The organism is Phytohabitans houttuyneae (assembly GCF_011764425.1).
Lineage (GTDB): Bacteria > Actinomycetota > Actinomycetes > Mycobacteriales > Micromonosporaceae > Phytohabitans > Phytohabitans houttuyneae.
Genome location: NZ_BLPF01000003.1, coordinates 259970 through 272478, shown reverse-complemented (window position 1 = coordinate 272478; position 12509 = coordinate 259970). Strand labels below are relative to the sequence as shown.

Genomic DNA, 12509 nt, shown 5'->3' with positions numbered 1-12509 from the left:
GGCGGGTCGCAGCCCCTTCACGCGGAGGGTCGCCGATGACCGGAAAAGATCCCCACATCCACGTCGAGCGCCGGGTGGCGCGTTCCGGCGGTGCGGTGCGCGGGCTGCTCGCGTCCACGTTCGGCCTGGTGGCTGACTCGCCGAGCACGGTGACGACGGGTTGCGGCATCGACGTGCCGTACGCGATGACCTCCCAGCGCCCGGAAAGCGTGACGTGCCTTGCCTGCCGGGAGCACGCGCACCGCGAGCACCTGCGCTTCGCCGAGCAGATCGAGATGTTGAGCGGCATGCCCGGCTCCCCCGTCACCGCCGCCCAGGCAGCGCGGGCGGCTGAGCAGCACCGCGACCTGGCGGCCCGTTACGCCCGCTGAGGCCCGACGGGGCCGGGACGGTGCGCACCGCCGCGTCCGCCGAGCGGATGCGCGCGAAGCTGGCGGACAGGCCGTCCCGCAGCGCCCGGGCCAGCGGCCGCTCGACAAGGCGGTGCACGGCGTGGCTCGCGAGCAGGACACCGGCCACCACGGCGGCGAGCAGGACCCACGGCGGCATCCGGCCGGCCAGGCGGGCGATCGCGCGCAGGCCGATCTCGTGGTGCAGCAGGTACACCGGGTAGGTGAGCGCGCCGACCGTCACCATGCCGCGCCAGCGCAGCCACGAGAAACCGCCCAGCGCCACCGCCACCATCACCGCGAAGAAGGCGAGCATGACGGCCACGCTGGCCGGGTACGAGGCGGCGCCCTGCCGGACCGCGTCCCGCTGCGCCAGGCACACCATGGAGATCGCCACCGAGGCGGCGAGCATCCCCCACAGCAGCAGGTCGGGCCCGAAACGGTGGATCAGATAGAGCGTGATGCCCGCGACGAACAGCGGCGCGTAGGACGGCTCCACCACCGCGCGGAGAAAACCCGATCCGGTGTACATCGCGAACAGCGCGACCACCGTCCACACCAGACAGAAGAGCACCACCCGCCGGTACGTCACGCCGAAGTACACGACGATCGCGAACAGCAGGTAGAACTTCAGCTCGACGAAGAGCGTCCAGTACACGCTGTCGACCGGCGGTACGTTCAGGAACTGCTGGAGCATGGTCAGGTTGATCAGCACGTGCGAGGGCTGCGGCCGCTCCCGGGCCAGCGGTTCGAGGCTGACCGCGGCCGCCGTTAGCAGGACCGCGCACATGTAGGCGGGCATGAGCCGGCTGACGCGCGAGACGAAGAACCGGGACAGGGAACGGCCCCAGCTGCTCATGCAGATCACGAAACCGCTGATCACGAAGAATGCCTCGACGCCCAGCCAGGCGTACTGGAGCGGGTCCGCAACGACCTCGAAGGCCGAGCTGTCGCCGCTCCAGACCTCGGGGTGGGTCGGGATGAAGTGGTACCCGACGATCGCCATCGCCGCCGCGAAGCGCAGCAGGTCCAAAACGTACAGCCGTCCGGCGCTCTGCTCGATCCCCACCGTTTCCTCAGACCTCCGTGATCCCCACGGGAGGATACGGGACAGGGCGCCGGTGCTCATTTATGCTTGTCGACTGACCGTGCGTAGCTGACGCCCGTGGAGGCGACGATGCCGGCTCCCAGCGAAACACCGGACCAGGCCGAGCCGCGGCCGGCGACCGTGACGGCGTACCAGCAGACGTTCGACCTCGGTGCCGACCCGGCCGCGCTGGAGGCGGCGGCCGACGCGGTGCGCGCGTTGGGCGCGGAGGCCGGGACGGCGCGGGAGACGCTGGACACCGCCGCCGGCCAGATCGAGACCGAGGGCGCGTGGCTGGGCGAGACCGCGGATGCGTTCCAGGCCCGCCGCCGCAAGCTCGGCGGCGACCTCGGCCTGGTGTCGGACGCGACCGGACGAGCCGCCGAGACACTCGACTACGTCGCGGCCATCCTGCGGCTCGGCCAGGCTCAGCTCGACGAGCAGCGGGCGAGGCTGTCGGCGGTCACCCACACCGAGCATGAGGCGACCTCGTGGCATCCGTCCGTGCCCGAGGGACCGAGGCTTGTCTTCGAGCCCGCCGACGAGACGGAGGCGGCGCTGGTGTCCGACGCGATGCGCGCCGCCGGCGACATCCGTACCAGCGTGGATGAGCAGCTGCAGGCGCAGGCCGCCGCCCTGCGGCGGATCCTGACCGGCTCGGCCGTCCCAGATCCGCTCGTCGGCAACGACCCGGGCCTGTCCGCGATCAGCGACACCTGGCGCCCGCAGGCGGTCCGGGTCCTCAACCTCAACGTGGGCCAGGGCTTCGGAAACGTGCCGTGGGGCTCCCCGTTCGGCGACGAGGAGGCCGGCGACGGCACCGACCCCGGCGACATCGACGAGATCGGGCAGATCATCGCGGACACTGACGCTAACGTGATCACGCTTCAGGAGATGTTCAAAGGCAACGCGGAAGATCTGCAAAAGTGGCTGAACGAAAACACCGACGGCCAGTGGCAGATGCACTTCGAGAAGGCCGAGCACAAGATGCAGTTCGACGACTCCCCCAATCCGTGGCGGAATGAGAGCGGCATGAACGACTTCGGCAACGTCGTGCTTGTCCGCGAGGGCGGCGGAGTGGGCGAGGCGATACCGCGCGAACCGACCGAGCTGCAGGAGCCCGGCTGGGGCGACTACGTCGACGTGACCGGGCACCGAAACCCGCACGGTCCGCCGACCTACGACGTCGACGTCGGCTCGCATCCGGAAGGGCGCGTGCTGCAGCACACCGAGGTGCCGATCGAGGAGTAGCCCGGCCCGCCCGCCTACGGCCAGGCGGGAGCGATGGCGAGGTTTACGACGATGCCGTCGTGGTCCGAGGGGCCGCCGTCGACCTCCTCGGCGGGGCCGGTGGCCACCACGCCCGGGCTGGCGTAGACCTTGTCGATCGCGTTGTCGTGGGACGAGGTGGCGAGCGGGTTGCCGTCCGCGTCGACGGAGACCTCGACCCAGCCCATGCCGGTCAGCCGGTCGAGCTCCGGTGGGGTCTCGGTGTTGAAGTCGCCCGCGAAGATGGTCGGGCCGAGGGCCGGCTCGATGGCGTTGACGGCGTCCTCGGCCTGCTCCTGGCGCCGATCGCCGGACTTGGAGTCCAGGTGCGTGTTGAAGACGTCCAGCGAGCCGGAGCGCAGGCCGGTCGCGCAGATCTCGTCGGCCGACTCCGCGTCCATCTGCTCGAACGTGTGCAGCACGACGCCGAGCCGGCTCCAGTCGGCCTCCAGCGACGTGCGCAGGAAGCCGGTCGCGGTGCTCGCCTCGGTCGCCGTCTCCTGCCAGGCGGTGTGGCAGAAGGAGCCGCTCGCGGTGTTGCCGAACGCGCTGGCCGCGACCGAACCCGACTCGTCGCTCGCGCCGCGACTGCCGTTGATGGCGTTAGCCGCGACGCCGACCTGGCCGATCAGCCAGCGAACGCGCTCGACGTCGATGTGCGTCACAGTGATGACGCTACCCGCTCCGGAGCAGGAAGTCACTCGCCGATAATTGTTACTCGAAAATTGGTAAACAATGGCTCGACTTCGTTATCGCGCATATGCAGCTACAGATTTACGCAGCCACTCTATCGTTAATAGCACACACCCAAGAAAGGCGCATCAGTCGAACGAACCTGTCGACAGGAATTGACATCCATCACACTGTCGCCATGAATTCAAGAAGCAGCGCCCTCCGGCGCCTCCTTCTCGTCGCCACAGCCGCCGTCGCCGGCGCGCTGATGGGGCTGGCCCCGGCGGCGACGGCGAACGCCGCGACGGCGACGTTCCAGCCGGGCGTCAGGGCCCAGATCCCCGTGCTGACCTTCGTGGTCACCAACGACACCAGCGAGCCCGACTACGACTGGCGGGTGGAGTTCGACCTGCCGGCGGACACGTGGCCGGGACCGTGGCCGTCCCCGCAGGTGCGGATCGCCATCGTGAACACCGCGACCGGCCGCCACATCACGGTCAGCCGGGCGTCCAGCGACCCGTACCCGATCCGGCCTGGAGCGTCCTTCCAGTTCACCCTTCCCATGCGCGGCACGGGCCTGCCCACCAACTGTCTGGTGGACGGCACGGTCCCGTGCACGCAGATCACGCCGTAACGCGCACAACCGTGGTGCCCGGCCGGGCCGGGCTGGCCGGGCACCACGCGAGCCGTCAGCGGATGGCGCCGGCCAGGACCGTAGTGACGACCTTGCGGACGGCACCGGTCTCCGGCGCGCTGCCCTTCCACTCGGTGAAGAGCAGGTGCGCGGCGCCGATCAGGGTGGGCGCGAGCGCGTCGACGTCGGCGTCGGCCGCGATCCGGCCCAGGCCGCGCTCGGCGGTCAGGTAGTCGGCGATCATGGCGGTGCCCTCGCCGACCAGGGGGAACCGGGCGGTGCCGGCCCGCCGCAGCCGGGCGCGCAGCTCGTCCCGCGCGACGACAAGGACCACGATGCCCACCATCACCGGCTCGAGCAGGGTGATCAGCGCGTCGGTCAGGTTGTCGACGACGGCGCCGGTGCCGGCCGCGTTTCGCAGCGCGGTGGCCTGCGCGCCGACCCGCGCGATGCGGTCGAGCACGAGCTCGGCGAGAAAGTCGTCGAAGTCGGCGAAGTGCCGGTGCAGCACGCCCTTGGCGACTCCCGCCTCCTCGGTGACCGCGCGGCTGGTCAGCCCGGCGGCCCCGGCGCGCAGCAGCACCCGCTCGGCGGCGTCGAAGAGCCGCTGGCGCGGGTCACGCAGCGCCACCCCGGTCGGCACGGCCTCTCCTTCCCACGCCTGACGGCCACCGCGAAACACTAGCCCCTATCCTAGTGGGCGCTTGCCCACTAGAGTGGGCACATGCCCACTGCACCCGCGTCCCGCCCCGAACCGCACCGGCACCGGCGCATGGCGGAGTCCTTCGGCGTCGACCCCGAGCGTTATGACCGCACCCGCCGGCCGTACCCGGCCGCGATGGTCGAGCGCATCCTGGCCGCCGCACCGGGCCCGGACTTTCTCGACGTCGGCTGCGGCACCGGCATCGTGGCCCGCCAGCTCGCCGCGGCCGGCCGCACGGTGCTCGGCGTCGAGCCCGACGCCCGGATGGCGCGGTTCGCGCGGCGCGGCGGCGTCCAGGTCGAGGTGGCGACGTTCGAGCAGTGGGATCCGGCCGGCCGCGGCTTCGACGGGGTCGTCGCCGGCACCGCGTGGCACTGGATCGACCCGGTGGCCGGCGCCGCGAAGGCCGCACGCGTGCTGCGGCCCGGCGGCGTGCTGGCGCCGTTCGGCCACGCCTTCGCGCTTCCGTCCACTGTGGCTCAGGCACTGGCCGAGGCGTACCGGCGGGTGGCACCCGACTCCCCCGTCAACTTCGCCGGCCAGTCTGGACAGTCCATCTTGGACGGCTATCGCGCGCTCTACGCGCGGGCGGCGGACGGGATCCGCGAGGCGGGCAGCTTCACCGAGCCGGAGCTGTGGCGGTACGACTGGGCGCGGGCGTACACCCGCGACGAGCTGCTCGACCTGGTGCCCACCTCGGGCGGCCTCACCAGCCTGCCGCCGGACGGGCTGGCCGAGGTGATGGCGGCCGTGTCGGCGGCGGTCGACGGGCTGGGTGGCACCGTCACCGTGCCGTACGCGACGTGGGGCGTGACCGCCGTCCGCACCTGAACCGGACGCGCCACCTCAGCCGAGGTCGAGCCGGCGCAGGTCGAGGTCGAGGCTTGTCTCGTCGAGTGGCCGGCCCGCGTCGCGCTGGTTGCCGGTGACCCACTCCGGGACGCTGTCGAGGCCGCCGACCGGCACCCCGTAGCGCTCGCGGAGCATCCGCTTGGCGGCGTCGAGCGCGACCTCGTCCGGCCAGAGCGCGTCGGGCAGGGCGATGCGCACGATCTCGGCCCGCTCGGCACGCACGCCGCGCATGTCGACGAAGACGCGGCCGCTGCAGGCGATCTCGGCGTACGCCCACATGTCGCCGTCGTGCGCGGTGTCGAGCAGGTACCCGGGAAGCGAGTCGAGGGTGCCCGGCACCGCGGCGTAGATGCCGCAGCGGCAGCCCGCCGCCGGCGCGGGGTGGCCTTCGGAGCAGGTGGCGACGCTGCCGACCGCCGGCCAGGGCGGCGGGCCGGGGTCGTGGTACATCGGCGAGGAGAGCACCAGGCCCGCGCCGGACGCGCGCACCCGGAACAGCCGCCACGCGCGCAGGGGCGAGTCGGGCGCGTAGTGCAGCTCGCGCTCCTCGATACCCATCGAGTCAGATGGTAGGCACTACGGCGTGTTCACCTGATGGGGCTCCTTGTCGGAGCGCAGGCCGCGCCACGCCGGGTGGCGCAGGCGGCCGTCCGGGCTGACCGTGCGGTACGCGACGTCGCCGACCAGCGCGGGCTCGACCCAGGTCGCGTCGCGGGCGTCGGGTCGGGGCACCGGGCCGTCGAACGGCGGGTCGTCGCGGCGCAACCGGTCCAGCCGCTCGCCGAGGTCGACGAGCATCCGGTGGGTGAAGCCGGTGCCCACCTTGCCGATGTAGACAAGGCGGCGGTCGGCGTCGTACGCGCCCAGCAGCAGCGCGCCGATGACGCCCGAGCGGCGGCCCGAGCCCGGCGTCCAGCCGCAGACGACGACCTCGGTGGTCGCGTTGCGCGGCGTCTTGATCCACAGGCGGGAGCGGGCGCCCGGCTGGTACGGCGAGTCCAGCCGCTTGGCGACCACGCCTTCCAGGCCCTGGTCTGCGGCGGCCGCCATCAGGTCGGTGCCGCTGTCGCCGGCCCAGTACGGCGGCGTGCGCACCAGATCGTCCTGCAGCCCCAGCCCGTCGAGCAGTTCGCGGCGCCGCTGGTACGGCTGCTTGACCGTCGAGCGCCGGCCCAGATGGAGCAGGTCGAACACGTACAGCTTGATCGGCACACGCCGCAGCAGTGCCGGCGCCGGCTCGCGTACGTGCATGCGCTGCTGCAGTCGCGCGAAACTCGGCGCGCCCGACTCGTCCAGCGCGACGATCTCGCCGTCGAGGACCACCGGCCCGGCCGGCAGGCGCTCGGGCAGGACGCCCAGCTCGGGGTAGCTGGCGGCGACGTCGCGGTCGTTGCGGGACAGCACGCGCACCTGGCCGCCCTCGACGTAGACGATCGCGCGGACACCGTCCCACTTGAACTCGTACGACCACCCGCCGCCGGCCGGCAGCTCCCCCAGCGTGGCCAGCATCGGACGCAGCAGCGGGAGCGAACCGACCCCCATGATCACACCATGGCACCCTCGCGGGCCCAGGTCAGGCGAACGGCTCCTCCGGTCGCGGCAGCGGCGTGCGGATGCGCACGACCGTGCCGGACGGCCCGCTCTCGATCGTCATCTCGCCGGTCATCCGTTGCGTAATCCACAGGCCCATGCCGCCGTCGGCCGAAGGCACCGGGCGGGCCCGCGGTGCCAGGTACGGCCCAGCGGTGAACCCGGCACCCCGGTCGCGGACCTCGCAGAACAGGTCGCCGTCGCGCCAGACGCGCAGCAGGCCGGCCCCGCCGCCGTGGCGGATCGCGTTGGCCATCAGCTCGTTGACGGCGATCACCCAGTCGTACGCCTCGTCGACCGTGAGGCCGCACGCGCGCGCGACAGTGTCCAGCCGTTGGCGGACGGCGGGCAGCTCACCCTCGGCGAACGAGGTCTCCAGCAGCGGCTCGACAGCACGGGCGAGGCGGTCTTCCGGATGCCGCCCGACCACCACGACCTCTCCCATCCCCCGTGCGCTGCGATGTGCACCCGAAATGTACCCGCCGCGAGCGCGGCAAACCTCCGAACACGCCTTCGTGTGAGACGAGGTGAGAGTTTTTCGGCATTGCGAATGAGAAGAATTGTCACCGACCTTTTCGAGGTATTGAATGAGATCGAGCGGAACCGGTGCCGCGCGGCCGCGTCCAATAACGTAGCCTCGCTCGATACGCCGGGAGGAATGATGGTCATGGCAGATCGCCGAAAATACGCCGGGCTCGCGGCGACCGTGCTGCTCGCCGCGATTGTCGCGACCGCCGCCGGCTGCGGTGACGGCGACAGCGGTGGCACACCGCCGCCGGACAGTTCGCCCGGACCGACGCCGACCGCCGCCCCGCCGGCCACGAGCGGCTCGCTCGCCCTGACCTGCGGCGCGGACTTCACGCCGCCGACCGGCGGTGGGCTCTACCTGACCGGCCGGTTCCCGGCGACCGCGGCGGTCTCGGCCGGCACGGTCGCCGGCACCGTCGAGGTCAAGAGCCCGCGCCCGGTGCGCGGCGTGGTCGGCCGCAACGCCGAGATCATTCTGGTACGGGACGGGCGGATCGCCACCGTGCCGGGGGTTCAGGACTCGGCCGGCGTCCTGCTCGACCTCAAGCCCAGCGCGGCGCACGAGATGCCCGGCACCGCCGACCTGACCTCGTGCGAGACGCTCACACCGGGCACCTACCAGGTGTACGCGCGGGTGGGTTTCATACCCGACGGCGGTGCGCGCGCCGACTCGTACGGCGGCCCGTGGCCCATTGAGCTGACATAGCGGCAGGCCGGGGACCGTCGCGGCGGTCCCCGGCTCCCGAACCAGGTGTCAGCCGAGCACGATGCTCACGCCGTACGCCGGGGCCAGCACGGTCCACGGCGTCACGTACCCGGTGGTGCTGCTGCTCGCGATCACGTGGCCGCGGATCCAGGCGCCGGAGGCGTCCTTGACGTAGAACGAGCCGCCCGAGTCACCGCCCTGCTGGATCGTGCCGCCGGTGTAGGCGATGACCGGCGACTTGCAGCCGGTGGCGGTGCAGACCTGGGCGGTGGTGCTTGTCGCGGTGTGGCCGCACTGCTCGCCGGTGGTCCGTCCACTGTGGCAGTAGTTGGTGAACCCGACCACCGCACCGCCGGCCGAGACGACCGGGACGCTGGAGCTGCTGGTCACGCCGCCGGTGAAGACGCGACCGGCGTACGACTGGCCGCCGATCAGCTCCATGTCCTGCGCGTGCCCGGTGACGGTGGGCAGCCGCCGGTTGGAGACCGTGCCGTACGTGTACCGCCCGGACTCGGTCAGGACGGTCGCGCCGTTGGCGTAGCAGTGACCGGCGGTGACCGCAAACCGTGTACCGGCGGAGTTCTGCACGGCGAAGCCGGACGAGCACAGGCCGCCGCCCTGGTAGAGCCCGCCGCCGCCGTAGAAGGGCGGCGAGTCGTCGCGGCGGTGGAACACGTCCTTGGTGGCCGCCCGCCGCACCAGCGCCTGCCCGGCCACCTGCCGCTCCGCCGCACCCGCGCCGGCCAGGCCGGTCAGCGACGAGACGACGTCGGCCGGCGCGTCGGTGTCCAGCACGATCCGGCCGGTCCGGGGATCGAGATAGCTGCCGAAGCTGTACGCCGTGCCGTGGTCGGCCACCCAGCCCGCGATCCGGTTCTGCAGCGCGGCCAGCGCCTTCGTCGCGGCGAGCGGGGTGACCACCTTGCCACCGCCGGCCAGCCGGTCCGGGGCGCGGCTCTCGTCGGCCGCCGCGCGGCGGGCGGGTTCGTCGCCCTTGTCCGGACCGGCCTGGGCGGGCCCGCCGCCGAGCACCGTGAGCGCGGCGACCGCCGCGACGATCCCGGCGACCAATGCGCCTTTCATCTTTGCCATGTGCGATTTCCTCCCCTGTCCGCCACGCCTGAATTCCGTGGCCCCGCACCAATGAGAAATGCAAAGGGAATTGACGCACAACTGCATGTCCAATTTGCGACGGCACATTACGCCCAATGGTTATTGAAGATGAGTGATTTCATTCACCCAGGCGCGGGTCGACGTGGACCTTGGGCCCGGCACCGGCGCCGCGCGGGCGCTTCCCGGACAGGACCGGGCCCACCTCGTCGAGCCCGACGGTCGCCGCGACGAGCGGCCGGGGGTCGACGGCGCCGCTCGCGTACGCGGCGATCGTGGCGTCCAGCGCCGGCGAGGCGGACAGGACGCCGACCGCGGTGACGTCCTTGAGCACCAGCGTGCGGGTGTCGACGTGGCTGGGCTCGCCGGCCAGCCCGATGTACGCCAGCCGGCCGCCCGGCTCGACGAGGTCGAGGGCGAGCGCGGGCAGCCGCACCGCGTTGGTGGCGTCGACCACGGCGTCGAACGGCAGGTCGGGCAGGGTCGCCTCGGTCCAGGCGCGGTCGAAGCCGAGCCCGCGGACGAACCCGAGCGCCTCCTCGGACGGTCCGAGCAGGTGCACCTCGGCGCCGGCCGCCCGCAGGAACAGCGCCGCCAGCGAGCCGATCGTGCCGGGGCCGAGCACCAGCGCCCGCTCCCCCGGCCCGACGGCGGCGGCCTGCGCGACCCGCAGCGCGTTGCCGCCCGGCTCGACCAGCGCGCCGAGCTCGGCGTCCACGCCGTCCGGCAGGGCGCGCAGCGAGGCGGCCGGTACCGCGAGCCGCTCGGCCAGCGCGCCGGCCCGGCCGCCCCGGATGCCGACCTCCTGCCGTGCCGCGCACAGGTGCTGGCGGCCGCGGCGGCAGCGGTGGCAGGTGCCGTCGCCGAGCATCGTGTCGCCGGTGACCCGGCGGCCGAGCCAGCCGGCGTCGACACCCGCGCCGGTCGCGCGGACGGTGCCGGCCCACTCGTGGCCGAGGCGCATCGGGTACGCGGCGTGGCCCTGGCGCAGGTACGCCATCTCGCCGGTGAAGAACTCGACGTCGGTACCGCACACGCCGACCCGCTCGACGTCGACGACCACCTCGCCCGGCGCCGGTTCCGGGGATGGCACCTCGTCCACCGTGTACTCGCCCGGCCCGGTCAGGATGAACGCCCGCACCGTCCGATCATGGCACCAACCCCGCGTCGTACGCGTGGATGATCGCCGCCGTCCGGTCGCGCGCGCCGAGCTTGAGGAAGATCGCGGACACGTGCCCCTTGACTGTCCGTTCACTCAGGTGGAGGGCGGCGGCGACCTCGGCGTTGTTGGCGCCCGAGGCGATCAGGCGGAGCACCTCCCGCTCCCGGCCGGTGAGCGAGTCCAGTGACGGGCGGGGTCCGGTGGCCCGGCGGCGGACGGTGTCCAGGACCCGGTCGGCCACGCGCGGGTCCAGCCACGAGCCGCCCCGCGCGGTGACCCGGATGGCGCCGACCAGGTCGGCGGCGGGCGCGTCCTTGAGCACGAAACCGGCGGCACCCGCCTCGATCGCGCCCCACAGCACCTCGTCGTCCTGAAACGTGGTGAGCGCGAGCACCGGCGGCGGTGCGGGCTCGCGCCGCAGCTGGCGGGTGGCCTCGACGCCGTCGAGGACCGGCATGCGGATGTCCATGAGCACGACGTCGGGCCGCAGTGCGCGGGCGGCGGCGAGGCCGGCCCGCCCGTCGCCCGCCTCGCCGGCGATGGCTAGGTCGTCGTGCGGCGCGAGGATCAGGCGGAGGCCGGCGCGCACCAGCTCCTGGTCGTCCACGAGCAGGACGCGGATCACCCGTCCACCTCCGCGGCCGCCGCCCGGCGCAGGGGCAGGGTCGCCTCCACCCGCCAGCCGTCGCCGTCCGGGCCGGCCGTCACGGTGCCGCCCAGGCCCGCCACGCGCTGGCGCATCCCGTGCAGGCCGGTGCCGCCGCCACGGCCGGACGGGGCGGCCCGGCGGGCGGCGCCGTTGCGCACGAGGATCACCAGGCGGTCGCCGTCCCGGCCGACGCGCACCAGCGTCTCCGCGCCCGGCGCGTGATGCTCCACATTGGATAGCGCTTCCTGTACGACCCGGAACGCGGCGAGCCCGGTGTAGGTGTCCACTGTCGACAGCTCGTCGGCGAGGTCGGCGCGTACCGCCATGCCGGACGCCGCGACCGTCTCCAGCAGGCCCGCGATGTCGGCAGCGACCGGTGGTGGCGGCTGGGCGGCGGTCCGCTCGCCGCCGCCCGGCTCGCGCAGCAGGCCCACGATGCCGCGCACCGACTCCAGGCTCTCCCGCCCCACCCGCTCGGCCCGCTCCAGCGCCTCCGCGGCGGCCGGCGGGTCACGGTCGATGACCTGCCGAGCGCCGACCACGTTGAGGAGCACCACGCTGAGCCCGTGCCCGACGGCGTCGTGCACGTCCAGCGCGATCCGGCGGCGCTCGGCGGCGGCCGCGGCGGCGTCGAGGCGGCCCTGCGCCTCGGTGAGCGCGGCGACGAGCAGCCGCTCGCGGCGCAGGATCCGCCCGACCAGCCAGGTCAGCAGCGCGCCGGTGCCGAAGAAGACCGCGGCCGGGTAGTCCTCCCGCCATTGCCCGTGCCGGGTCACGTACGCGACGGGGATCAGCACCGCACCGCCGAGCGCGACCGCCTCCGCGGCCGCCGACTGCCCCATCGCGGCGATCCAGGCCACCGCGAGCAGCGCCAGGAAGATCGCGCCGGCCGCCTTGTACCCGACGCTGGCGAGCGCGGGCATGCCGATGCCGGCCACCACCATTACCCACGGCCCGACCCGCACCTGGCCGGCCAGCAGCGCCCACGGGACGAGCGCGACGACCAGCGCGCCCACCAGGCCGGCCGAGACGCCCGTGGTCGCGAAGACCAGCAGGGCCGCGGCGAGCGCCGCGACCGGGAAGGCAAGGCCGGTGGTGAACGCGCCGCCCCACGACCGCAGCCCCGTCCGGTCCACGACCGCAGGGTACCGCCGGGCG

15 protein-coding genes are annotated in these 12509 nt (G+C 73.1%); 5 read left to right on the top strand and 10 right to left on the bottom strand.

From position 1 onward, the window contains the following. The first annotated feature begins 35 nt into the window (after window positions 1-35). The gene (locus tag Phou_RS36245) at window positions 36-371 is read left to right on the top strand and encodes a hypothetical protein (protein WP_173065696.1); all 336 of its coding nucleotides are present in this window, start codon (window positions 36-38) and stop codon (window positions 369-371) included. On the opposite strand, the gene Phou_RS36240 is transcribed toward Phou_RS36245, so the two are convergent. Next, window positions 304-1458, bottom strand: coding sequence for an acyltransferase family protein (locus tag Phou_RS36240; protein WP_173065693.1), 1155 nt, complete (start codon window positions 1456-1458; stop codon window positions 304-306). The genes Phou_RS36245 and Phou_RS36240 overlap by 68 nt on opposite strands. 108 nt (window positions 1459-1566) lie before the next feature. Here Phou_RS36240 and Phou_RS36235 point away from each other — a divergent pair, with 108 nt between their 5' ends. Then, window positions 1567-2727, top strand: coding sequence for a hypothetical protein (locus tag Phou_RS36235; protein WP_173065690.1), 1161 nt, complete (start codon window positions 1567-1569; stop codon window positions 2725-2727). 14 nt (window positions 2728-2741) lie between these two features. On the opposite strand, the gene Phou_RS36230 is transcribed toward Phou_RS36235, so the two are convergent. Continuing rightward, a complete protein-coding gene (locus Phou_RS36230; protein WP_173065687.1) occupies window positions 2742-3410 on the bottom strand; it encodes an endonuclease/exonuclease/phosphatase family protein in 669 nt (222 codons plus the stop codon). A 206-nt stretch (window positions 3411-3616) separates the two neighbouring features. Here Phou_RS36230 and Phou_RS36225 point away from each other — a divergent pair, with 206 nt between their 5' ends. Then, complete coding sequence (locus Phou_RS36225; RefSeq protein WP_173065684.1) at window positions 3617-4051, top strand: hypothetical protein; 435 nt, start codon at window positions 3617-3619, stop codon at window positions 4049-4051. A gap of 55 nt (window positions 4052-4106) precedes the next feature. On the opposite strand, the gene Phou_RS36220 is transcribed toward Phou_RS36225, so the two are convergent. After that, complete coding sequence (locus Phou_RS36220; RefSeq protein ID WP_173065681.1) at window positions 4107-4694, bottom strand: TetR/AcrR family transcriptional regulator; 588 nt, start codon at window positions 4692-4694, stop codon at window positions 4107-4109. 81 nt (window positions 4695-4775) lie between these two features. On the opposite strand from Phou_RS36220, the gene Phou_RS36215 reads away from it, so the two are divergent. Further along, entirely contained in the window at window positions 4776-5585 is an 810-nt protein-coding gene (locus tag Phou_RS36215; RefSeq protein ID WP_173065678.1) for a class I SAM-dependent methyltransferase, read from the top strand. A gap of 15 nt (window positions 5586-5600) precedes the next feature. Here the strand turns inward: Phou_RS36215 and Phou_RS36210 are convergent, their stop codons facing one another. From Phou_RS36210 to Phou_RS36200, 3 genes are read right to left on the bottom strand one after another with little or no spacing between them, the layout of a single operon-like run. Then, window positions 5601-6164: a hypothetical protein gene (locus Phou_RS36210; protein ID WP_173065675.1), complete on the bottom strand. Its 564-nt coding sequence runs from the start codon at window positions 6162-6164 to the stop codon at window positions 5601-5603. 18 nt (window positions 6165-6182) lie between these two features. Beyond that, on the bottom strand, window positions 6183-7148 hold the full coding sequence (gene ligD / locus Phou_RS36205; protein ID WP_246274129.1) for a non-homologous end-joining DNA ligase: 966 nt from the start codon (window positions 7146-7148) through the stop codon (window positions 6183-6185). 31 nt (window positions 7149-7179) lie between these two features. Beyond that, window positions 7180-7641 (bottom strand): ATP-binding protein, encoded by a 462-nt coding sequence (locus tag Phou_RS36200; RefSeq protein WP_173065672.1) that lies wholly within the window; start codon window positions 7639-7641, stop codon window positions 7180-7182. 222 nt (window positions 7642-7863) lie between these two features. Here Phou_RS36200 and Phou_RS36195 point away from each other — a divergent pair, with 222 nt between their 5' ends. Beyond that, window positions 7864-8430, top strand: coding sequence for a hypothetical protein (locus Phou_RS36195; RefSeq protein WP_173065670.1), 567 nt, complete (start codon window positions 7864-7866; stop codon window positions 8428-8430). A 48-nt stretch (window positions 8431-8478) separates the two neighbouring features. Here the strand turns inward: Phou_RS36195 and Phou_RS36190 are convergent, their stop codons facing one another. From Phou_RS36190 to Phou_RS36175, 4 genes are all read right to left on the bottom strand, one after another. After that, complete coding sequence (locus tag Phou_RS36190; protein ID WP_173065667.1) at window positions 8479-9522, bottom strand: chymotrypsin family serine protease; 1044 nt, start codon at window positions 9520-9522, stop codon at window positions 8479-8481. A gap of 139 nt (window positions 9523-9661) precedes the next feature. Beyond that, a complete protein-coding gene (locus Phou_RS36185; protein WP_173065664.1) occupies window positions 9662-10681 on the bottom strand; it encodes a zinc-dependent alcohol dehydrogenase in 1020 nt (339 codons plus the stop codon). 7 nt (window positions 10682-10688) lie between these two features. Next, window positions 10689-11327 carry a response regulator transcription factor gene (locus Phou_RS36180; RefSeq protein ID WP_173065659.1) on the bottom strand — a complete coding sequence of 213 codons (639 nt, stop codon included), beginning with the start codon at window positions 11325-11327 and terminating at the stop codon, window positions 10689-10691. Next, window positions 11324-12487: a sensor histidine kinase gene (locus tag Phou_RS36175; protein WP_173065656.1), complete on the bottom strand. Its 1164-nt coding sequence runs from the start codon at window positions 12485-12487 to the stop codon at window positions 11324-11326. Before Phou_RS36175 ends, Phou_RS36180 begins: the two co-directional genes overlap by 4 nt. Window positions 12488-12509 lie beyond the last annotated feature (22 nt).

Bases quoted from the DNA above. Each gene is read 5' to 3' on its own strand.
- Phou_RS36245 (WP_173065696.1), top strand. From the start codon at position 36: ATGACCGGAAAAGATCCCCACATCCACGTCGAGCGCCGGGTGGCGCGT.
- Phou_RS36235 (WP_173065690.1), top strand. From the start codon at position 1,567: ATGCCGGCTCCCAGCGAAACACCGGACCAGGCCGAGCCGCGGCCGGCG.
- Phou_RS36225 (WP_173065684.1), top strand. From the start codon at position 3,617: ATGAATTCAAGAAGCAGCGCCCTCCGGCGCCTCCTTCTCGTCGCCACA.
- Phou_RS36215 (WP_173065678.1), top strand. From the start codon at position 4,776: ATGCCCACTGCACCCGCGTCCCGCCCCGAACCGCACCGGCACCGGCGC.
- Phou_RS36210 (WP_173065675.1), bottom strand. From the start codon at position 6,164: ATGGGTATCGAGGAGCGCGAGCTGCACTACGCGCCCGACTCGCCCCTG.
- ligD (WP_246274129.1), bottom strand. From the start codon at position 7,148: ATGGGGGTCGGTTCGCTCCCGCTGCTGCGTCCGATGCTGGCCACGCTG.
- Phou_RS36200 (WP_173065672.1), bottom strand. From the start codon at position 7,641: ATGGGAGAGGTCGTGGTGGTCGGGCGGCATCCGGAAGACCGCCTCGCC.
- Phou_RS36195 (WP_173065670.1), top strand. From the start codon at position 7,864: ATGGCAGATCGCCGAAAATACGCCGGGCTCGCGGCGACCGTGCTGCTC.
- Phou_RS36190 (WP_173065667.1), bottom strand. From the start codon at position 9,522: ATGGCAAAGATGAAAGGCGCATTGGTCGCCGGGATCGTCGCGGCGGTC.